The sequence below is a fragment of the Caldithrix sp. genome, assembly GCF_056497305.1.
This window is the reverse complement of the sequence record NZ_JBSMDE010000067.1, coordinates 1-21,249: the sequence shown is the minus strand read 5'-3', so window position 1 is coordinate 21,249 and position 21,249 is coordinate 1. Positions and strand designations below refer to the sequence as shown.

Sequence of the window (21,249 nt, the reverse complement as noted above, 5' to 3'; positions counted from 1 at the left end):
CTTTAGTGCTTTTTGATGATGGGCTTTTGAGCCATCACACTAATCTGGTAAACATTGAAAGCGTCTCTGGTAAAACGCACTTCCAGGATATTGTTGCTGGTTTTAATGATTTGTAACGGCCCGACCTGACATTCGTAATTATTTTCTGGGCCGGGAGCCACAATGGTAAAACGATCTTCATTTTTAATCTCTTTACCGTTAAAACGAATTGTCTTGTACCATTGCTGGCTGCCTGCCGTATTGGCTAGCTCTTCGGGCAATTTTAAATAAACGTCAAAAATGGGGTATTGAGCAGGGGAGGGTATTCGCAAATTAATCTTAATCAGGTACTCGTTTTCGCCCGAAAGATTGGAAGTGACAGGTAGGGCAAAAACGCGCCGATAGTGTTTGGGCTTGTCCAGCAGCTTTGGAATATTGGGATCACATTCGGCAATGCGGTTTTTAATGGCGGTGTCGGTCCCCTTGTAATATTGGCCGTGGGCGACAATGGCCCGCGCTTTCAATACGCCGTTCTCTTGTGGGTTGGCTACAAACAGATCGTAAATTTTGCGGATGGCCTTTTCCGGAAAGACCACCGTTTTTAACCGTTCCAGCTCCTGGTGTAAGGCGGCTATTCTTTGCTGATTTTTCTCTTTTTGGTAGGCGTAAAAGGTCGGCTCATGAACCGGGAAAAAGGCCGGATTGTTGTACAGATCATCTACGTTTTCCAGAGTAGTAATGTTTTCGTCAATGAATTTCAGAGCCCGTTGCCTGGACTGGTTCACAATCGCCGTGATCAACGAGTCTTGCAGTTTGGCAATTACTTTTTTCTTTTGAGGCAAAATGGCCTGGTAGTCGACAAAATTACGGTCATTGTACAGCGATTTTAATGTTAGCTCGGCGGCTGTAAAATCGCCCAACGACAGGGCCTTGCGAATACTGTTGGCCTGTGATTTTAATGAGCTCTGGTCAAGGCTGCGGTACATGGGATACAGGAAGTCCAGATCGGGATTCTTTTTGAGTAAACTTAACACGCCGCGAATGTTATTTTGATCGCGCATGACGTTAATTTTGGGCACAATGGAATCGGCCCGACGGTATTTTGCCAGTTTTTGTTTGATCTGAGCGGCGAGTTGTGTTAAATCGTTTTGTAAAAGTTTTACACATCGGAGATGGGCGTAAGGTTTTAATCCCGGATGATTTATTTTGGGCAGGGTGTACTGTAATTTGGAAAGTCGGGTAACGATTTCGGAAAAGAACATGTTGTCGGGCATGCTTTTTCTGCGCTCGGCCTTTTCGACGATTGCCTGGAATGTCTTTCTGGCATTTTCAATTTGATTTACGGTATGATTGTAGCCCTCTACAAAAGCAGCAAGGCGCTTAAAGCCTTCATCAAAGGTTAAGCCGGCCAGAGGAATCAGTGATTTTATTTGAGGCAGAGCCGACTCGATGGCTTTGCTATCCCTTTTTTGAGCGAATTGCGATTCGTAATAGGGCACCACTTCATCCAGGCGATTTTTTAAAACATCACGTACAGCCATCCACACATTTTTACTGAACTGATCTTTTTGCTCAAAAAATTGAATAAAAGCAGGAACTGTGCCAAAGAAGGCTGCCATATCCTGGCGCGTCTGGCGTTCGGAATTGAGCAGGCTGGCCAGAGTCAGGTACTTTTGTTGAAATTCAATCTCTGATTCCAGGGTTTCCTTTAAGGTCAAATAGTTCTGATAGGATTCATCAGTGGTATTTAGAATATTGGCCGGAAATATTTGTTCAATCTTTTTGAGCTCTGTTTGCAGTTTTTTTAAGGCATCTAATTTGCTGGTGACTTCGCTAAGCGCTTTCTGCCAGTCCACTTCATCAGCGCTCAACGAGACCCCCAGGGCCTCATAGGTATCATGAGAGATGGAATTCTCCGAAAGGGTCTGGCTAAAGGAGGCATATTCCCGTTCAAATTTGTAGCGCCAGCGTGCTGTGTAACGATATTCCATGTTTAGAACCATGTCCCGGGTTACCAGATCGATGACCAGATAGTAGCGCAGCAGATGATTGGAAATGGGATAGACCGTCTCTACTTCCGGTTGCGGGCTTTCATCCGGAATTTCCACAATGCGTCCTTTGCCCTGGTCAAATGTTTCGCTCAGGTAGTAATTCAAAAGGTGTTTGTTCTGAATCTTTAGTATCAGGTAGAAATTGGGCTGCATGGACGGTGGGAAAACGATGAAATATTTTTTATCTTTTTTCAATTCAAAGTGTTTGGCGTCCTTTAAAATTTCGATATAGCCATTTTCTACGGGATTAATTTCAGGTTTGGGTTTAAGTTCTTTGTAAGCGGCACAACTAAAAAGCAAGAGTGAAATCAACAGCATACTAAATAGTTTTTTCATCTTGGCTCCCTTTCGATGATTTTTTTAAAAATTAGTTAAAATCTGTTTAAAATACAATGTTCTTTTTTTCTAAATGTAAGTTTATTAAATTCACGAAATAAAACTAAGGCTTAAAAGCGTTTACACAAACTTAGTTCCAGAACGTGGAGGAGCTGCCATGGCAAAAGAAAATCGTTTGGACCAAAATATTGATTCCATCCTGAACGAGGCGGATCGAATGACATTGGCCACTTCGGTGGATGGTAACAGTTCTGCCTCTTCGGTCTTTTTTGCCCGGGATGGCCAGGATTTGATTTTTTTTACCTTTAATCCCACGCGTAAGGCCGAACAAATACGCGTTAATCCCAGAGTGCAGGCTGTCATCTGGCCCAGAGGGATGGAAGGCATCAGAGGCTTGCAGATTGAAGGGCGTTGTTTCCAGATCAAGGATGAGCAACAAATCAAAAAAGCACACGATTTGATTCTGCAAACTACAACTGCCTTTAAAGAGTACATGGACGATCCTTTCCTGATTAAAAATAAGGTTATTGGCTATTACCGAATTAAACCGACGCTTATTAAATACGTGGATTTTTACGCGGATGAAAAATTTCAGTTCAAGGAGCTGCCTCAAAATGAAATCTCATCCGTTTCCGAAGCGCTGCAGTCAGTTCTGAAAAGAATCCTGCTCTGGATTCGCGCCGTTCGGGCTCCATTTTTTACCGCAGCAATTGTGCCAATTTTGTTGGGGGCGGTCATTGCCTTTGGCGATTTGAAATACGCTGGACTGGCTGCCCTGTGGAACTGGAAGTTCTTCTGGCTGACGTTCATCGGGGGGATTCTGGCCCAGGCCGGTACCAATTTGGCCAACGATTACTTTGATCACACTTCCAGAAATGATGAATTCAATAAATGGTTCAGTCCCTTTAATGGCGGAAGCCGAATGATTCAGGCTGGTTTAATCAGGCCGTGGAAAATTTTGTTTGCTGCGGTGTTGGCCTTCGTTTTAACCGTGGCTATCGGCTTCTATTTGAATCGTGAAATTACCGGAAGTTTTCTGGGCAACAGTCCCTTGTTGTGGATTGGTATTGCCGGGGTCTTTTTGGGCATGTTTTACACATGGAGCCCTTTACGCCTGGGTTATCATGGCTGGGGAGAACTATCGATTGCTCTGGGCTTTGGGCCGGTTATGGTGCTTGGTACGCATTTTGTCCTAAGCCAGCCTTTAATACACAACCAGCTAAATCTCTGGCATTTTACGCGGCCTTTGCTGGCTTCTATTCCAATAGCTATTTTAATTATGCTGGTGGTCTGGATTAATCAATTCCAGGATGCCCCGGCCGATGCCCGTGTGGGGAAAAATACCTGGGTGGTCAGATTAGCCAAAATCCGGAATAATCAAATTTTGTACGAGGGGCCCTTTGCTTTTTATGTGGCCTTTAATGTGTTTAGTTTTGCCTTTATTATCTTTTTAGCTGTTCTGGGCATCATCAAACCTCAGCTCTCTACGCCTTATGTGGTCATTGCCCTTTTACCCACAGCGCTGCTTTACAAGGCAGTGCAATGGGGCAAGGAATGGTTAAAAGCCTGGAACAGTCCCAATGCCGATTTTTCCAGGTTGCCTTACGAATTGTTACGCGTAAACGTATCGACCATCGGCTTGCATTTTTTTACCGGAATGTTGCTGGTTTTTGCGTTCTGGTTAGGAAGTTGAGAGCGAATGCATACGAATTGGGCGCAAGATGAATTTTAAAGTTATTTCTAAGAACGCGCCCCATCAGTAGACGAGCTATCCTGGATCGGGGGGAAGGAGATGGTTTTTGGAAATGACCAGTATGTGCAATTTACAGAAATTCAAATGAATCAATAAATCGGGAGGTAAATGTTGAAAGTAGGAGTTCCAAAGGAGATTAAGGAAGGGGAGACACGGGTTGCCCTGGTGCCGGCCATGGTCTCAGCGCTGACCAAAATGAACCATCAGGTGCTGGTTGAAAAGGAGGCCGGTTTAAAGTCCAGTTTTAAGGATGAGGATTACCAGCAGGCCGGAGCAACGATTGTTGCTGATGCGGCCACACTTTTTGAACAGGCGGATGTTGTTTTAAAGGTACAGCCGCCAACTCCGCAAGAGGCCGGAAAAATTAAGGGAAAGGCTGTTTATATCGGTTACCTGGCCCCCTTTAGCAATCTGGAAGTGATTAAAATATTAACCGAGCGTCAGGTAACCAGTTTTGCTGTAGAATTTGTGCCCCGAATTTCGCGTGCTCAAAGCATGGATGCTTTAAGTGCCATGGCAACGGTAGCCGGGTATAAAGCCGTATTGATTGCCGCCAATATGGTCGGCAAAATGTTTCCCTTGTTGATGACCGCAGCCGGCACCATTCCGCCGGCCAATGTCCTGGTTTTGGGAGCCGGTGTGGCCGGATTGCAGGCCATTGCTACGGCCAGGCGTCTTGGGGCGCGTGTAGAGGCTTTTGATCCTCGCCCGGCTGTTCGCGAGCAGGTGCAAAGTTTGGGCGCTACATTTATTGAAATGGAGTTGCCGGAAGAAGAGGTGGAAACCGAAGGTGGGTATGCCAAAGAGCAATCCGAAGCCTTTTTGAGAAAGGAACAGGAAGCCATTGCGGCCCGTTTGCCCAAAACCGATGTGGTGATTACTACCGCACAGATTTTTGGTAAAAAAGCGCCGATTTTAATTACAGAAGAAATGGTCCAATCCATGCCGCAGGGTTCGGTAATTATTGACCTGGCAGCTGAGCAGGGCGGGAATTGCCAGCTGACGCAAGCTGGTAAAACATTTGAAAAACATGGCGTCAAAATCTACGGCGCAGTTAATTTGCCGGCAACTGTACCTGTGCATGCCAGTCAGATGTATTCCAAAACAGTAAGTAATTTATTCAAGCAACTGTTTAAAGAGGAAGCACTCAACTTTGATGATGAGATCACCCTAAAATCTTGTGTTACGCGCGACGGACAGGTGGTTAATGAGCTGGTTTCCCAGGCATTAGAAAAAGGAGGCAAATAAAATGGAAGGTATTTTGGTTTCATTGTACATATTTGTGCTGGCCATATTCGTGGGCTTTGAAGTGATCACAAAGGTTCCGCCGCTCCTGCACACGCCGTTGATGTCGGGTTCCAATGCCATTTCCGGCATTACTATTGTTGGGGCATTGATCAGTGCCGGAGCCGGTCACAATCAACTGGCCAAAATTTTAGGGCTGTTGGCAGTAATCACAGCGACCATTAATGTGGTTGGCGGGTACATGGTCACAGACCGCATGCTGGAAATGTTTAAAAAAGATAAAACTGAGCAAAAAAGGTAGGGGAGCTGAATTATGGTTACGATTACGAATATTGTTTACTTAATTTCTGCCAGTTTTTTTATTCTGGGACTTAAATGGTTAGGATCCCCAAAGACAGCACGCAAGGGCAATTTTTTGTCCATGTTGGGTATGTTAATCGCTATTGTGGTGACTTTGTTAGATAAAAATATCCTGGATTTTACCTATATCATTGCGGGCTTGATTGTCGGCTCAGCCATTGGAGCTTATGCGGCTAAAACCGTAGAGATGACGGCCATGCCGCAGATGGTTGCACTGTTTAATGGCTTTGGCGGCGCTGCTTCGGCCCTGGTGGCCTATTCCGAGTACGTTCGTGTGGGGGCCCACATGCCCTTGGATGTCAGTATTACCCTGGTTTTAAGTTTGTTAATCGGCGTGGTCACATTCATTGGAAGTTTGGTGGCCTACGCTAAATTGCAGGGCCTGATGACGGGCGCGCCCATTACCTTTCCTGGCCAAAAATTCGCAAATGGTTTTCTGCTGATTGTGGCGCTGGCGCTGGGCGGCTTTTTTGTAGCCAATCCCTCGGCACAGACCTTTTTACTGATCATCATTGCCGTGGCTTCTGTTTTAGGCATTACTTCGGTGATTCCCATCGGTGGCGCGGACATGCCGGTGGTGATCTCTTTGTTGAATTCCTATTCGGGGCTGGCGGCCGCCATGACCGGTTTTGTGCTTTCCAATAATGTCTTGATTATTAGCGGCGCGTTGGTAGGCGCTTCGGGAATTATTTTAACCAATATCATGTGCAAGGCCATGAATCGTTCGCTGACCAATGTGCTGTTTGCTGCAGTTGGTACAGCTGATGGGGGCAGCGGAGCGCGCAAGGACAAAACGGAAGTGACGCAGTACACGGCCGAAGATGCCGCTGTTGTATTGGACGGCGCCCGCTCGGTCATTATTGTCCCGGGATATGGCCTGGCCGTGGCGCAGGCACAACACGTGCTTCATGAGCTGGCTCAGTTGTTAATGGAAAAAGGCATTCAGGTGCGGTATGCCATTCACCCCGTAGCCGGTCGAATGCCCGGACACATGAATGTCCTCTTAGCCGAAGCGAATGTGCCGTACGATATGCTCTATGAAATGGATCAGATAAATGATGATTTCCAGAACACGGATGTGGCCCTGGTGATTGGGGCTAATGATGTGATTAATCCGGCAGCGCGAACCCAAAAAGATAGTCCATTGTACGGCATGCCCATCTTAAATGTGGACAAAGCACGTACAGTTATGATTATTAAACGAAGTTTGAGTCCCGGGTTTGCCGGAGTTGACAATGAATTATTTTACGATCCTAAAACGATGATGCTCTTTGGCGATGCCAAAGAGATGGTGACCGAACTGGTGAAAGAAATCAAAAACATCTAAAATAGATCGGGTGCGGTTGATCGGACCGCACCTATTTATTAAAAGTTTCCAGAAAGGGCAAGGTATCATTTAATTCAGAAACATCATCCGATTGAAAAAAATCTGTTGGCGTGGCCAGGGCTGCGGCCGTAACCCAGGCAGCGCCATTTTCCTTCAGTTCTTTTGCGCATTCATTTAAGGTGCTGCCGGTTGTAATCACATCATCGATGAGTAAGATGCGTTTCCCTGCCACTTCCCCCTGTACTGCAAAGGCATCCTTTACATTTTTTTTGCGCTCTTCGCGGGTTAGTCGCGTTTGCGTTTGTGTGTTTCTGGTGCGCGCAAGCAGATGTGTTGAAAGGGGGATGCGGGTAATATCAGAAAGGTGACGGGCGATCAGCGCACTTTGATTGTAGCCCCGCTCCTTGTAACGGGCTGGATTGAGCGGCACTGCAGTGACCAGGTCAAAATTTAAGGGGACAAATTGAGCCAGCGTTTCTCCAAAAAATTGGGCGATTGATTGCTGCCGCTGATATTTGAGTAAATGAATCAAATGCTGAAATACCGGATCAAAGGGATGACACACGATCAGATCGTCAAAATAAGGCTGCTCAATCTCATCCCGCAAATTTTCCAGGTAAATTGGATCTAACATGGGTAACGTGTTTGCACAAGAAGGACAGAGTACTTTACTGCTCTGAATAAGCGGTTCCCCGCAAATTAAACATTGGGCCGGTGCTACAAACGACAAAACCGGCTCTACCACCCAATCGTGAACCACATTCTTCAAATTAAACATAATGAACCCCCACCCATCGATTAAACGGTTAAGATTAAATATTAAATCTTTTCAGAACACAGAGGCACGCGGTCTGGCCTTTTTGTGGGACTTGTACAGTCCCGCTTTTATCCTACAACCTTTTTACAAAGGTTTAAAAAAGGGAGAAAAAACTGCCATTAAATGCTTCTTTTCCAGACCATCCTCTGCAATTTTTAAGCTTCTCCTCCACGTTAATCAATTTGTCTCTTTCAACGGACTTCATTTAGAACGGCATCGAAAAGCTGACCTGTGGCATAATCCGTTCTATGGGTTTGTACTCGCCTTTTTCTTCATCATAAATAAAGTTCCAGCGATAAACCATGGAAATCAAAAAATAATTGAACGTTCTGTAACCAATAATAGCCTGAGCCACAGAACGATAGTCCAGAGTAAAAACATCTTTGAATTTCCCGATGCCAACTTTGTCATAGGTGTATTTGAGTTCTACACTGGGCACCAGATCTTTAGAACGGGCTTCTAAATGCAGAATACCACTATTTTTGAGGGACTCATTCTGTTGATAATTTCCCACCAGCCGGATTTTGCCTAAAATTTGCCCGGCCAGCTCGCCAAAGATGCCGTTGGTCTTGTCTACATAGTTTAAATATTGTTCTTTTGTCAGAACGCTGGTCATGGGGTTGTCTAATTTGTAATAATCTGCGGCCAATGCATTGCGCTCTAATTCGTACAAACTGTTGAAATAATTGGGCAGGAATTCCTGGCTGAGGAAACGGCGTTCCAGTTTGGCGTAAATGCCAAACAGTCCGATTACATTAGGGATGTAAGCCAAAATACCAACCGCTTTACCATCGCCATGGTTGTTGATTTTGGCGTAATCGGCATAAATCGTAGTGGTTAACAGCTTGCTTTTAATGATGGGCAACCCCAGATCAAGGCCCCATTCTGTCACAGCATCATGGGTGCTTTTTCGTCCATCAGGATTAAAATCGCCCACATAGGTAGCGCCGACTTCAAAGTTTTTGAGAATCGGAATGCTTGTTGAAGACAGGGGGCGGTAGTAAAAACGTCCTCCTAAAATTTCCAGATTGCCCAAATTGCTGGTTACGGATTCAAAACCGAATTTGTTGAAATCGATATCTAACACCAAACCGATTTTCCGGTAGTCGTAATTAGCCTGATTTGTGTAATAGCCCATGATAAAACCATGCCCCAGGATAGCGCCATCCAGGGTACCGATGCGCGTGTACAGCGGATCGTTTTTGTGGCCCCAGCGAATGTAGCGGATCATGCGCAGGGCTCCTGCGCCTTTGTCCCAACCCGTTTTGCGAAATTTAAAACCTTCCGAATTATTGAAAAGTAGTTCAATATTCAGTCCCATACCAAACTTACCCAGTGCCAGTTCCGGTGTTAAAGTAAAGGTGGTGTAAGCCGTTCCGTCAATCCAGGTCATTCCAAAGCCGCCATTAAAGTAACTCTGATTTTCTTCTCCAAAGGGATCTACACCCTGTGCAAATAAAAAGCTAAAACTTAGGATCAAAATCAGCCAAAATGTGCTTGCCCGGTACATAAGCATCCCCTTCAATTTTTCATATTGTACATTAAAAAAGATGTGTGCCAATACAAGAGTTTCTCAAAACGTAACATCGCTGCTCCTGAAAATTATTGATGTTCTAAGGATAGTAAATTGATGAAAAAAACGCAAGTGTTTTGGTCAAAAAAATAGATTTTATGTAAAGATTTTTTTAACGCCTGAATCGGGCGTTTCAAAGTTAGACGGGCTATGCCCTAAAAATCCGATTTTAAGGTAATAAGCGAGTTTTTAGAATTAAGATATTGCGTATTAGCGTGCGAAAATTTTTGTGCTGTGTGAGGAAGTAAAAAGGTTGAGTTGTTGAGTTGTTTAAATGTTGAATGGCCTGTCCGGCTGGATAGCCGTCCAGACGGGCCTGTCCGGCTGCCACGTCCAGACCTGTCAGGCTGCGCCTTGCCAGACTGGCGGGCCTGTCCCTGAGGATCTGGATCTGGAATTACGCTCGGCACGAAGCCTCACAGATTGTCATTCCGACCGATGCGCGGAGCGAAAGCGATGTACAGAGTGGAGAAATCTTATGGCCAGGTATCGTCCCCAAAGGTGTCATTCCGGCCGAGCACAGGCGAGAGCCGGAATCTATTTGATCATGTAAGGGATTCTTCTCCCGTTGAAGCGGGAGAAGAATGACATGCCGGCACCTGTCCTTCCCTAAGTGTCATTTCGACCGAAGTGTGAAGCGTAAGCGAAACGCTGAGTGGAGAAATCCTTATTGGCCCTTACAAGAGTCCCTGGCTAAAGCTCGAGTTACGTCTGAAGCGGGATTCAGAATGAAGGCTGCTCGTGTCCTGACCACCTGGTCACAATTGGCCCTTTCGCAAAATAATTCGAAATTCGTAATTTTTAATTAAAATTGCTCTTTTGCCTATCCGGCCGTCCAGACGGGCCTGTCCGGCTGCCACGGCCAGACGGACGCTCTTTGCGGTTTTTTATAACTTTCGGCTTTGCTGCCTTAGTTTTAGGATAGGCACAATCCCAGAACGGTGCAAGATAATATACCTGCTCTACACAAATTTGTTTTATCGTTGATAGTCGCTGTCGGTATTCTATTCGCACGTAGAAAAAGTGTATGAAATCCATACAGTAAAATGTTCATAATTTGGACTATTCTTGCTTGTTGAATGAAATTTCAACTTTTTTCAAAGTATATGTTTTCTTGTTTAACATGAATAAAAACAACAAATAACAAAGATCAAAATTTTTCCAAATATAAAATTGGCACAAAACATGCAAAAATATGAGAAAAGAAAAGAATTAATGGAGGAGTGAGAAATGATGCAAAGTTCTGTTGATACCATCTGGTTAGACTATAAGAACAATAGAAGCCTGAAGAGCCGTCAGCAACTGTTGCTTAAATATATGGGACTGGTTAAATATGTTGTGCGCAAAATGATTAAAAATTATCCTCAGGCTCTGGAAGAGAACGATTTGTACCAGATTGGGGTTGTAGGGTTAGCGGAGGCGATTGACCGCTTTGACCCGGAATATGGCATCAAATTTGAAACCTATGCCATTCCTCGTATTAAGGGCTCCATAATTGATGAGCTGCGTAAATTAGACTGGGTTCCACGTTCCCTGCGCGCCAAATTAAACCATTTTCGTGAAAAGAGTGTTGAATTAGAACAGAAATTTTCAGGAAACTTTACGGATGAAGAAGTAGCCAACGGATTAGGCCTGAACGAAAAAGATGTAAAAAATATTAAAAGAGATTTAAATTCCGCTACACTGTATTCTCTTGACAAACCATTAGACAATAATGGCAAACAAAACCTTTATGATCTCATTGAAGATCAAGATTATGTAAGAGCAGATGAAGTAATTGAAGAAGAAGAGATGAAAAGAGTACTTTTAAGAGCCATCAAAAAATTACCGGAAAAAACGCGTTTAGCCATCACCTTGTACTATTATGAAAAATTGACCTTCAAGGAAATTGGAAAAATTTTAAATGTTTCCGAGTCACGCATTTCACAAATCCATTCCGAAACGATGGCCAAATTGCGTAAAGAAATAACCAAAATGATGTACGTTTAACTTGACGTATCCTGAAATTATTCATAAGTTGCCGGTAAAGTTTGCAATTTAAAAGAAGAAGATTGGTGTATGGATAATGAGCCTAAAGTCCTGATCGTTGATGATGACAAGGAAAACGTAGATCTGATTGCCTATTTTTTAAAACCACAAAATTACAAGATTATTACAGCGCATGATGGTGTGGAAGCTCTCAAGCTGGTGGAAAAAGAGACCCCGGATATTATTTTACTCGACATAAAGTTACCAAAAATGGATGGCTTTGAGGTTTGCGAACGAGTCAAGAAAAAAGAGCCCTCCAAGTTTATTCCCATTATCATGATTACCGCCCTGAAAGATTTGAAAAGTAAAATTCGTAGTCTGGAAGCCGGAGCAGATGACTTTATTTCCAAACCCTTTGAAAATATTGAACTACTTACCAGGGTCAAATCTTTATTACGGATTAAAAAATACCACGATGAATTAGAGGCTAAAAACAGAGAGCTGCAGGAAAAGAACCAGGCTTTGAAGCGCATGGATCAGTTTAAAGAGGAACTCAGCCATCTCATCGTGCACGATATGAAGAATCCCATCTTTGTTATCCAGGGCAATCTGCAAATGTTGATGATGGGGCTGGACGACAGCATGTCCAATTTAAAGAAATATGTGGATCGGATTGATCGCAGTACACAAAATCTTTTGCGCATGGTGATGAATTTAATCGATATAACCAAAATCGAGACCGGCTCCATGTCCTTAAAACTAGAATTGGCCAGTCTGAATGATGTTGTAGAAAATAGCTTGGCCCGAATTAAAGATTTTCCGGAAGCGGCAGACAAACAGATTAATATCGATTTTGTACAGCAGATGCCTTATGTAAAAATGGATGTTTCTGTTATGGAACGAGTTATCGATAATCTGCTAAGTTTTGCCCTGGCAAATGTGCCTTCCGAGGGGCGTGTCGACATAAAGACCTTTAAATCAGACCATGCAGTGGGCGCCTCATTTCATGATTTTGGCCAACAAATCCCATTGAAATACGGTGATAATGTTTTCAATAAATTCCGCCAGATGGAGATAAAAAAAGAAGGATATCGGGTCGGTCGTGGATTAGGCCTTACCTTTTGTAATTTAGCGGTTGAGGCCCATGGCGGAAAAATGTATCTGGATAAAGAAAATGATGTCGGCAACAAAATAATATTTGAGATACCCATCAGTAAATAATCCCTTTACAGGTTTACATCTTCTCCTAAAGTTATAAATAAGCTTTCCGAATATCTCTACAACAGTTTAATAAGGCCTATACGAATTAAAGGTAGGGCAGTTATGGTTTTAGATCAAAATTATAATGGAAGAGATGTAGATATGTCAGAATTAGAGAGAAAAAAAATTGAACTAATCAAGTTGCGTATTAAAAATAAATATTACGATCGTGAAGAAATTTTAGAGAAAGTCGTTCGAGAGATTATTAAAAATGAAATGAAAAATAACTGAGCTGGCAGAATGCCTATCCGTTAGCTGAACCCATTTCAAGAATAACCGCCGAAAAATTCATTTATGTTACACGTAAAAATTTTGATCATTTTAATCGAGTTTCCATTTTTATTCTGATGAAATGGGAAAATATACATAAACATGAATATGAATAATTAAATAGAAAAAATCATGAGCCTTCCTTTTATTAATTTTATTGAAATTATCCCTTTTATTAGTTAAGTTTCTATTCATATTAAATACATTAGGTTAATTTTGAGTGATAGGCATTGTCTTTGATGATATTTTTTTTTAATATGATTCTAACGAAATTTTAATATTTGGGTCTGATATTAATGGACTCAGATATTGACTAGTTATAGTTGTTGTTTCACTTAACCAATGAGGGGGTTCTATGAAGGCCTTTTTACTCTTCTTTCTCACACTCTTTCTCGCCAGCAATGTGTTTGCCGGATCTGTTGCCGGAAAGGTAACCGACAAAGCGACCGGTGAACCTCTGGCCGGAGCCAATGTCTATCTAAAGGGAACTACCATGGGTGCTGCTACCGATCAGAATGGTATGTATTACTTTAAGGCACCGGATGGTACCTACACTCTGGTCTGTGACTATGTGGGCTATGCCACGCAAGAAGTCAAGATCGAGGTAAAAGGCGAGGTGCGTCATGATTTCGCTTTAACCGAATACCTGTTTGCCAAAACGATAGAAGTGTTTGCGGATCGCGCCAAAGAAAGAGAAACACCGGTGGCCTTTACCAATGTTGAAAAAGAAGCCATGGAGTTGCGGCTGGGTTCCCGTGACATTCCTCTGGTCTTAAACACCACTCCAAGCGTTTATGCGACCCAGCAGGGTGGTGGCGCTGGTGATGCTCGTGTTAATGTACGCGGTTTTAATCAAAGAAACGTGGCCATTATGATTAACGGTGTTCCGGTAAACGACATGGAAAATGGTTGGGTTTACTGGTCAAACTGGGATGGTGTTGGCGATGCAACGGCTTCCATTCAGGTTCAGCGTGGTTTAAGCGCCGTGAACCTGGCCACGCCTTCGATTGGTGGTACGATGAATGTGATCACCGATCCCACGCAGGTGACACCTGGCATTACGTTTAAACAAGAATACGGAACCGGAACCTTTTTGAAAACAACGGTAGTAGCCAATACAGGTTTAATTGCCAACAAATTTGCTTTTAATGCTGCTTTTGTTCGTAAAACAGGCGATGGCATTATTGATAAAACCTGGACCGATGCCTGGGCTTATTATCTGGGCGCCAGCTGGGACATTAACAAGAGTAATCGTATAGAAATTTATGCGCTTGGCGCTCCTCAACGTCATGGTCAGAACCTGTACAAACAAAATATTGCAGTATATGATTCGGCTTATGCCGCCAGCCTATCTGATTATGACCCTGCTGCGTTCAGTAAATTTAAAGAGCGCGGCAGAACGTTTAATCAGAACTGGGCTCCAGTTAGTTCCAGTTACAAAGGTAAACAGGCCTGGAACGAAAAAACAGGCGATCGTTTTGCTTCCAATTTCATCAATGAACGGGAAAATTTCTTTCATAAACCGATTGTGAATTTTAACTGGTATTCGCAGTTAACCAGTAAGATGGCTTTGTACAACGTGTTCTATTATTCCGGAGGCCATGGCGGCGGAACCGGTACCTATGGGAAATTGTACCGAAAAGATGCCAATGGCAATCTGGGCGATGACGATTACAAATTCTATTATGGTCCTTCTCCCTGGCAGTGGGATTGGAATAAAACCATCGAGATGAATAGCGGCCCGGCCGGTACTTATTACGTGGACAAAAAAGCTTTAACCAAAGACGATGGACAATCTTTAGGCATTTTGCGTAATAGCCGTAACAATCAATGGACCATTGGTGATATTGCCAAGATCAATTATAAAGTAAACGATCACATTAAAAGCACTTTCGGAATTGATTGGCGCAAGGCAGAAATTGAACACTACCGCGAAGTTCGTGATCTATTAGGTGGTAAATACTATGTGGATAATTCGGATGAGTTCCATCCCAATAAAAAGGTAAAATTGGGCGATAAAATTGCTTACTATTTTACCAATACAGTGGATTGGATTGGCGGTTTTGGGCAAATGGAATATACCAAAGATCGTACAAGTGCTTATGGAATGGTTGGCTATTCTGGCATTCAATATTCCTACACAAACCATTTCCGAAAAGATCCGAACACTGGCGGGGAATTAAAAGCGAAAACGGATGTGATTACCGGGTATCAGGTTAAAGGTGGCGTAAGCTACCGCGGTACCGAGCAAACCACCGTTTACGCCAATGCCGGTTATGTTTCCAAGGTGCCTATTTTCGACGACGTTATTGACGATTACAACGGCTTAAAGAACGAAGATCAAAAAAATTCAACCTTTACCTCTGTTGAATTCGGAATGAACTACACCTCACTGAATCGCCAGTTTGTTCTTAAAACCAATGTCTATTACACCAAATGGAACAATCGTACCGAACGCCGTAGCGACTTCCCGTTTGAAGGTGAAGAGATTTTGATCTATCTATCCGGTGTAAATCAGGAACATTACGGTTTCGAGTTTGAAGGTGCCTATCAACCTTCAAAGCTTTGGAGACTGGATTTTGCCGGCTCCATCGGTCACTGGTCTTACACCAAAGATGTCCACGGCGAAGCACGTTGGGTAGGTACAGATAAACGAGTTCCTTTCGATTTTTTTATTCGTGATTTGATGGTTGGGGATGCTCCGCAAACACAGTTTGCTCTGGCTGGAAGCGTATTCCCCATGCAGGGCTTAAACGCTCAGTTAGTTTACAAATACTATGCTCGCTACTGGTCTGACTTTAATCCTTTTGATCGTACCAATCCTGGTGACAGAGTACAGCCCTGGAAAGTACCTGATTATGGTGTTCTTGATTTTCATGTCAAGTACACTTTACCGTTCCATCTTTCTGGCGTTAAGTTTCAGTTGTTTGGCCATGTTTACAACATCTTAGATCAGATCTACATTCAGGATGCTGTGGACAATAGTCGTTACAATGCCTACACCAGCAATGGCAAAACCCATTCCGCTGATGACGCAGAGGTCTTTCTGGGTCTGCCAAGATTCTTCAATATCGGCATCCAGGTTCGTTACTAACAGATAATTCAAACGACCACATTTTAAGGCCCTCCTTTGTGAGGGCCTTTTTCATTTCGATAATATCATATTTGAAAGATGGCTTAATCCACTGAACTTTTTGACTTTAAAAGAAAGTGCCAGCCTATACAATCGAAAGCTTTTTACCGGTTCATTGTTTGGTTAATCCGAATTATTTGTCAATTTCCATAATTTTATTTAATTTAATACTTTAATTTTAAAAGGAGTTTTGGCGTATATTGTTGAATACGGGCATGGAATTAACGGCAGAAAAAATTGTCAAACGATTTGGGCATTTTTTAGTCCTTAAGAATATCAGTTTTTCAGTAAAAAGCGGGGCAGCTCTGGCAATAACCGGACCTAATGGTTCGGGCAAGACCACGCTGGTAAAAATTTTGTGTAATCTGATGGCTCCCACGCGTGGCCGGGTGATCTACCAGAACCAGCATGAACAAATCGAACGTGAACATATTTTTCAATTCATTGGCCTGGTTGGCCCTTATTTGCAACTTTATCAGGAACTCTCAGCCCGCGAAAATATTGATTTTTTTGCCCGCATGCGCAATTTAAAAGATTATTCATCCAGGGTAACAGAGTTGCTGGAGGTTTTTAATCTTTCAGGGCGTGAAGACGATCCTGTGAAGACCTATTCCTCGGGCATGCAACAACGTTTAAAATATGTTTGTGCCTTGCTGCATGAACCGGAAATCCTTTTTGTTGATGAGCCGCGTTCCAATTTAGATCAAAAGGGAATTGAGGCCGTCTATCAAATTTTGCGTGAACAAAAAAAAGGGAGAATTCTGGTCATATCAACCAATGACCAGGAAGACCTTGCTCTGGCGGATCAGGTCATTCAGGTAGGGAAAGTATGAAACAGGTCTGGCTTATTTTTGTCAAAGATATTCAGCAGGAATTTAAAACGCGCTACGCTATTAATGCCATTTTTTTGTTTGCGATTGTCACTTTGAGCGCCGTTTCGTTTTCCATTGGAGCCTACACAGCCACGGCCAGAATATTGTCGGCTCTTTTCTGGGTCATCCTTTTTTTCTCCTCCATGTCCGGTTTATCGCACATTTTTATTCGGGAAGAAGAAACGCAAACCGCAGATACGTTAAAGTTAGTAGCCCGACCGGCCAATATTTATTTGGGTAAATTTTTGTTTAATTTAATTTTGTTGATTGTACTGGAGATCATTTTAATCCCATTGTTCATTGCGGTAATGAATTTTCAGATTATGAACTTTCAGATTTTTCTTCTGACCATGTTCCTGGGAAATTTTGGCCTGGCTGGAGGGGGAACCATGGTTGCAGCCATTATTTCCAAGGCCAGTACAAAGGGAGCCTTGTTTACAGTCTTATCTTTTCCCATCTTATTACCGATCTTGATTAGTGGGATTAGCGCTACGCGCAAAGCGGCGGAATCTGCTACCTTGTTCGAAGCCCAAAATGAACTTCAGGCCTTACTGGCATACGGCATTATCATCATTGTAGCCAGTATTTTGCTGTTTGATTTTGTCTGGAACGAATAAAATAGTAATTTAAATCGTTTAGGAAAGTAAAAGAACAAAGGATGGTATGGAATGGCAAAGTTCTGGAAGGTAATTCTTTTCTTGGGTCTGGCGTTAATTATTATCGGTGCGTTTACCTGGGCCCCTCTGGAGCCTAAAATTTTAAAGGAGTACACGCGCATTTTTTATTTTCACGTACCTGTAGCCTGGATTTGCGTGGTATTTTTCCTTATGGCAGCCTACTACAGTTTTCGTTATTTACGCACCAAGGATTTACTCTACGACGCCTATGCTAAAATCAGTAATGAACTTGGTATCTTGTTCGCCATTTTAGCTACCGTGACCGGTTCTATTTGGGCTAAAGTGACTTGGGGATCATTCTGGAATTGGGACCCGCGTGAGACTTCCATTTTTATTCTATTGTTAATTTATGGCGCTTATTTTTCATTACGTTCGGCCGTGGAGCAAGAAGATCGGAAAGCGCGCCTGGCCGCGGTCTATTCGTTACTGGCTTTTGTAACGGTGCCTTTTTTTGTTTTTGTCGTGCCCAGAATCTACTTTTCTTTGCATCCCGATCCTGTGATTAATGCCCAGGGGAAAATTCATCTAGAAATGCGCCAGCGCGTGGTCTTTTTTTCATCGCTGATCTTTCATACTATCCTGTATCTGTGGCTATTTCAGGTGCGCAAAACACAGGTCAGGCTTCAAATGATTTTGCGTCAATACAAAGAAAATAAAATGTTGGAGGAATAAAAATGAATCCGGAATTTATTGTGATGATTGTAAATCTGGTAATCTGGACTGGCGTCTTTTTTTATCTTTGGCGTACGGACCAGTCGATAAAAAAGTTGAAACAAGAATTTGAAGATCTGCATTTAAGTGAGAAATAATAGGCTGAAAAGGCAAAAAACAGTTGCTTAAATTGCTAGGTTAAGGATTTGAAAATTTTTTGAAATGTGTAAGTTAAGTCGGAGTAAAACAAAAAAGGATTGTGTATTATGCGTTCTAAATATATCATTGGCGGGTTGATTATTGTAGGATTTACCATTTGGGCGGCCATTTCGTTTAACAGTTCTTTAACACCTTATGTTTCGATTAGCGAAGCAAAGGCCAGCAACGAAACAGTGCAGGTTAAGGGGGAACGAGTTGGCAATGGCCAGTTTGACGTACAGGAAAATGTCTTTAAATTTCAGATCCGTGATGAAAACGGCGAAATTTTGAATGTGGTTTATGATGGCGCCAAACCTGGCAATTTTGATCAAGCCTCTCACATTGTTTGTGTGGGAAAGTATGAAAATGGCGTTTTCCATGCTAAAGAATTGCTGGTAAAATGTCCTTCCAAGTACCAACCCGAAGGGAGTAATCTATGATTTTAGGTATTTCGGCTACTGCCTTAACCTTTGTTGCTTTGATGTTAAGTGTAGTGGCTTATTATTTATATGACAGACGTGGCGAACAGGCTTTGCTCACGTTTGCCAGAACATCCTTCTACACAGCGGGCATTTTAATCGTTTTTCAGGTTGTGCTTTTGCTGTACGGAATTCTAACCCACCATTTTGAGTGGAGTTACGTTTTTAGCTATTCTTCTCGTGACCTTAGCCTTTTCTACCTCATTTCTACTTTCTGGGCCGGGCAGGAAGGCACTTTTTTGCTCTGGCTGCTTTATGGTTTTATTTATGGGCTGTGGATCATTCGATTACGTAAAGAAGAGGAGCCCATGGTTATGAGCTTCTTTAATCTGGTCCTGGCCTTCATTGCCATTATTTTGATCAAGAAAAATCCTTTTACCTATATCTGGGAGATCAATCCCGCATCGTTTCCGGTGGGCGTAGTCCCTGCGGATGGAGCGGGTTTAAATCCTTTATTACAAGATCCATGGATGGTTATTCATCCGCCAATTTTATTTGCTGGATATTCCTCTACCATGCTGCCTTTTTCTTTTGCTATGGCGGCCTTGATTAAAAGGAATTACGATCGTTGGGTGAAGCCGGCCTTTCCCTTCGTAGTCTTTACAGGTATGGTGTTAGGAACAGGGATCATCCTTGGGGGATATTGGGCCTATACCACCCTGGGCTGGGGTGGCTACTGGGGCTGGGATCCGGTAGAAAACAGTTCACTGGTTCCCTGGTTGTTCAGCTTGGCTTTAATTCACGGCCTCCTCATCCAGCGGCGACAGGGAGGGATGAAAAAAACTAATATTTTGCTGGCTCTGATGACCTTTATTTTAGTTTTGTGGGGAAGTTTACTTACCAGAAGCGGCATTCTCACCGATTTTTCCGTGCACTCTTTTGGCGAATCCGAAATAAGTTCTTACCTGGTGGGTTTTGTTGCCCTTTTTGGCGTGATGGCCCTGTTAACCTTTTTGTTCCGCATTAATGAGGTCAAATATCAACCGGTGCACACCGATTTAGCCACGCGGGAAAGTTTTTTGAATCTGGGCATGCTGGTGCTCATTTTAATGGCTATCTTTACCTTTGTGGGGACCTCCTGGCCCCTATTTAGCGGACTGTTCAAAGATAAGGCCGAAAGTTTTGCTACAGAATATTACAACTATATGGCCGGGCCAGGCGCGGTTTTAATGGCTTTACTCATCGCTCTTTCGCCATTGATGCGCTGGAAAACGACAAGCTGGGATAAATTGCGATCGGTCCTATTACATGGCATTACCAGCGTTCTGTTTGGCGTGGTCTACTTTTTGTTGGGCGTAAAGCAGCCCATCCCTTTACTGATCATGATCCTGTCTACTTTCCTCATTCTGATTAACGGACAAATTGTGATTCGGTTCTGGCGCAAAAAGAATTATGGCTTTGGTGGATATCTGGTTCATACCGGTGTGGGACTGATGTTCATCGGTATTATTACTTCATCTGTTTACGACCGGTCCGTAAAATTAACCTTCCCCAAAGATACGCCCAAGGAGGCCTTCGGTTATCAGATCGTTTATAAGGGGCGTTTGCCTGGTCCAGATGGTAAAGATCGAGTTTTATTGGAAGTGAATGGCAATCGTACGCTGGCTAAGTTTTATTGGAGTGATTATAGCCAGGCCTGGATGGTTGGTCCTTCGGTTCAAAATAAATGGATTCACGATCTTTATATCTCTCCCATTCAGATTATCCCGCCTGAAGAGAGCATGTCTTCAGGACATCAGGTAAATCTGGTAAAAGGGCAGAAGACGGCTTTTAATGATTATCAATTGCTTTTTACAGGCTATGACATGAATGCCCATCAGATGGGAGGCGATGAGATTCTATTGAAGGCGATTGTGGAAGTTTACGATAAAAACGGAAAACTGGTTGGGGAAATACGCCCGGGCATTCACATGAAAGGAAACGATCGTCAGCCGGAACCCGCCACTTTTGTCGATGGACAATCCAAAGTCTTTTTAAACGGTGTTAATGTAGAAAAACGTTCCATTGCCATCGTCGTTTCCGAGAAGAACGAAAGTCCTGAAGCGGGCAAAGAAATTTTGGCTGCCGAAGTTTCTATTAAACCGTTAATTAATCTACTCTGGTTGGGTACACTGATTATGATTGCCGGATTCCTTTTTTCGTTGTATAACCGTTTTCGAGAAAAAAGAAATGGGTTCAGTATAAAAACCACGAATTTCACGGATTAACACGAAGATATTTGATGTAATTTAAATAAAAACAATAGGCAAATTTAAATAAAATTCGATAATAATACCTTTTTAGAGTGGACTCACGAATTA

At 43.0% G+C, this 21,249-nt stretch carries 17 protein-coding genes; 14 read left to right on the top strand and 3 right to left on the bottom strand.

Annotated features, from left to right (window positions below):
• Positions 1 to 2: 2 nt before the first annotated feature.
• The gene (locus ACWB0I_RS05445) at positions 3 to 2,366 is read right to left on the bottom strand and encodes a hypothetical protein (protein ID WP_479387026.1); all 2,364 of its coding nucleotides are present in this window, start codon (positions 2,364 to 2,366) and stop codon (positions 3 to 5) included.
• Between the two features lie 157 nt (positions 2,367 to 2,523).
• Here ACWB0I_RS05445 and ACWB0I_RS05440 point away from each other — a divergent pair, with 157 nt between their 5' ends.
• From ACWB0I_RS05440 to ACWB0I_RS05425, 4 genes are all read left to right on the top strand, one after another.
• On the top strand, positions 2,524 to 4,059 hold the full coding sequence (locus tag ACWB0I_RS05440) for a UbiA family prenyltransferase (RefSeq protein WP_479387025.1): 1,536 nt from the start codon (positions 2,524 to 2,526) through the stop codon (positions 4,057 to 4,059).
• A 171-nt stretch (positions 4,060 to 4,230) separates the two neighbouring features.
• Entirely contained in the window at positions 4,231 to 5,367 is a 1,137-nt protein-coding gene (locus ACWB0I_RS05435) for a Re/Si-specific NAD(P)(+) transhydrogenase subunit alpha (RefSeq protein ID WP_479387086.1), read from the top strand.
• Position 5,368: 1 nt separating this feature from the next.
• On the top strand, positions 5,369 to 5,665 hold the full coding sequence (locus ACWB0I_RS05430; protein ID WP_479387024.1) for an NAD(P) transhydrogenase subunit alpha part 2: 297 nt from the start codon (positions 5,369 to 5,371) through the stop codon (positions 5,663 to 5,665).
• Positions 5,666 to 5,677: 12 nt separating this feature from the next.
• Positions 5,678 to 7,051, top strand: a complete 1,374-nt coding sequence (locus ACWB0I_RS05425; RefSeq protein WP_479387023.1) for an NAD(P)(+) transhydrogenase (Re/Si-specific) subunit beta — start codon at positions 5,678 to 5,680, stop codon at positions 7,049 to 7,051.
• Between the two features lie 31 nt (positions 7,052 to 7,082).
• Here ACWB0I_RS05425 and ACWB0I_RS05420 read toward each other — a convergent pair whose 3' ends face one another.
• Together ACWB0I_RS05420 and ACWB0I_RS05415 are read right to left on the bottom strand one after the other, a co-directional pair.
• Positions 7,083 to 7,829 (bottom strand): ComF family protein, encoded by a 747-nt coding sequence (locus tag ACWB0I_RS05420; protein ID WP_479387022.1) that lies wholly within the window; start codon positions 7,827 to 7,829, stop codon positions 7,083 to 7,085.
• Positions 7,830 to 8,073: 244 nt separating this feature from the next.
• Positions 8,074 to 9,378, bottom strand: coding sequence for a hypothetical protein (locus ACWB0I_RS05415; RefSeq protein WP_479387021.1), 1,305 nt, complete (start codon positions 9,376 to 9,378; stop codon positions 8,074 to 8,076).
• Positions 9,379 to 10,671: 1,293 nt separating this feature from the next.
• Between ACWB0I_RS05415 and ACWB0I_RS05410 the strand changes: the two genes are divergently transcribed.
• The 10 genes from ACWB0I_RS05410 to ACWB0I_RS05365 all read left to right on the top strand — a co-directional run bounded on the left by ACWB0I_RS05410 (position 10,672) and on the right by ACWB0I_RS05365 (position 21,156).
• On the top strand, positions 10,672 to 11,430 hold the full coding sequence (locus tag ACWB0I_RS05410; protein WP_479387020.1) for a sigma-70 family RNA polymerase sigma factor: 759 nt from the start codon (positions 10,672 to 10,674) through the stop codon (positions 11,428 to 11,430).
• 69 nt (positions 11,431 to 11,499) lie between these two features.
• Positions 11,500 to 12,630, top strand: a complete 1,131-nt coding sequence (locus ACWB0I_RS05405; protein ID WP_479387019.1) for a hybrid sensor histidine kinase/response regulator — start codon at positions 11,500 to 11,502, stop codon at positions 12,628 to 12,630.
• Positions 12,631 to 12,732: 102 nt separating this feature from the next.
• A complete protein-coding gene (locus tag ACWB0I_RS05400; RefSeq protein WP_479387018.1) occupies positions 12,733 to 12,900 on the top strand; it encodes a hypothetical protein in 168 nt (55 codons plus the stop codon).
• 394 nt (positions 12,901 to 13,294) lie between these two features.
• Positions 13,295 to 16,033, top strand: coding sequence for a TonB-dependent receptor (locus ACWB0I_RS05395; protein WP_479387017.1), 2,739 nt, complete (start codon positions 13,295 to 13,297; stop codon positions 16,031 to 16,033).
• A 242-nt stretch (positions 16,034 to 16,275) separates the two neighbouring features.
• The gene (locus tag ACWB0I_RS05390; RefSeq protein ID WP_479387016.1) at positions 16,276 to 16,905 is read left to right on the top strand and encodes an ABC transporter ATP-binding protein; all 630 of its coding nucleotides are present in this window, start codon (positions 16,276 to 16,278) and stop codon (positions 16,903 to 16,905) included.
• Positions 16,902 to 17,561, top strand: a complete 660-nt coding sequence (locus tag ACWB0I_RS05385) for a heme exporter protein CcmB (protein WP_479387015.1) — start codon at positions 16,902 to 16,904, stop codon at positions 17,559 to 17,561. Before ACWB0I_RS05390 ends, ACWB0I_RS05385 begins: the two co-directional genes overlap by 4 nt.
• A gap of 51 nt (positions 17,562 to 17,612) precedes the next feature.
• Positions 17,613 to 18,293: a cytochrome c biogenesis protein gene (locus tag ACWB0I_RS05380; protein WP_479387014.1), complete on the top strand. Its 681-nt coding sequence runs from the start codon at positions 17,613 to 17,615 to the stop codon at positions 18,291 to 18,293.
• Positions 18,294 to 18,295: 2 nt separating this feature from the next.
• Positions 18,296 to 18,430 (top strand): CcmD family protein, encoded by a 135-nt coding sequence (locus ACWB0I_RS05375; protein WP_479387013.1) that lies wholly within the window; start codon positions 18,296 to 18,298, stop codon positions 18,428 to 18,430.
• A 108-nt stretch (positions 18,431 to 18,538) separates the two neighbouring features.
• Complete coding sequence (locus ACWB0I_RS05370) at positions 18,539 to 18,910, top strand: cytochrome c maturation protein CcmE domain-containing protein (RefSeq protein WP_479387012.1); 372 nt, start codon at positions 18,539 to 18,541, stop codon at positions 18,908 to 18,910.
• Complete coding sequence (locus ACWB0I_RS05365; RefSeq protein WP_479387011.1) at positions 18,907 to 21,156, top strand: heme lyase CcmF/NrfE family subunit; 2,250 nt, start codon at positions 18,907 to 18,909, stop codon at positions 21,154 to 21,156. The genes ACWB0I_RS05370 and ACWB0I_RS05365 overlap by 4 nt, the downstream gene beginning before the upstream one ends.
• Positions 21,157 to 21,249: the final 93 nt, after the last annotated feature.

Coding starts and splice junctions, on each gene's coding strand:
- ACWB0I_RS05380 (WP_479387014.1), top strand. CDS start 17,613: ATGGCAAAGTTCTGGAAGGTAATTCTTTTCTTGGGTCTGGCGTTAATT.
- ACWB0I_RS05385 (WP_479387015.1), top strand. CDS start 16,902: ATGAAACAGGTCTGGCTTATTTTTGTCAAAGATATTCAGCAGGAATTT.
- ACWB0I_RS05440 (WP_479387025.1), top strand. CDS start 2,524: ATGGCAAAAGAAAATCGTTTGGACCAAAATATTGATTCCATCCTGAAC.
- ACWB0I_RS05410 (WP_479387020.1), top strand. CDS start 10,672: ATGATGCAAAGTTCTGTTGATACCATCTGGTTAGACTATAAGAACAAT.
- ACWB0I_RS05415 (WP_479387021.1), bottom strand. CDS start 9,378: ATGTACCGGGCAAGCACATTTTGGCTGATTTTGATCCTAAGTTTTAGC.
- ACWB0I_RS05400 (WP_479387018.1), top strand. CDS start 12,733: ATGGTTTTAGATCAAAATTATAATGGAAGAGATGTAGATATGTCAGAA.
- ACWB0I_RS05395 (WP_479387017.1), top strand. CDS start 13,295: ATGAAGGCCTTTTTACTCTTCTTTCTCACACTCTTTCTCGCCAGCAAT.
- ACWB0I_RS05365 (WP_479387011.1), top strand. CDS start 18,907: ATGATTTTAGGTATTTCGGCTACTGCCTTAACCTTTGTTGCTTTGATG.
- ACWB0I_RS05370 (WP_479387012.1), top strand. CDS start 18,539: ATGCGTTCTAAATATATCATTGGCGGGTTGATTATTGTAGGATTTACC.
- ACWB0I_RS05445 (WP_479387026.1), bottom strand. CDS start 2,366: ATGAAAAAACTATTTAGTATGCTGTTGATTTCACTCTTGCTTTTTAGT.
- ACWB0I_RS05425 (WP_479387023.1), top strand. CDS start 5,678: ATGGTTACGATTACGAATATTGTTTACTTAATTTCTGCCAGTTTTTTT.
- ACWB0I_RS05430 (WP_479387024.1), top strand. CDS start 5,369: ATGGAAGGTATTTTGGTTTCATTGTACATATTTGTGCTGGCCATATTC.
- ACWB0I_RS05405 (WP_479387019.1), top strand. CDS start 11,500: ATGGATAATGAGCCTAAAGTCCTGATCGTTGATGATGACAAGGAAAAC.
- ACWB0I_RS05375 (WP_479387013.1), top strand. CDS start 18,296: ATGAATCCGGAATTTATTGTGATGATTGTAAATCTGGTAATCTGGACT.
- ACWB0I_RS05420 (WP_479387022.1), bottom strand. CDS start 7,829: ATGTTTAATTTGAAGAATGTGGTTCACGATTGGGTGGTAGAGCCGGTT.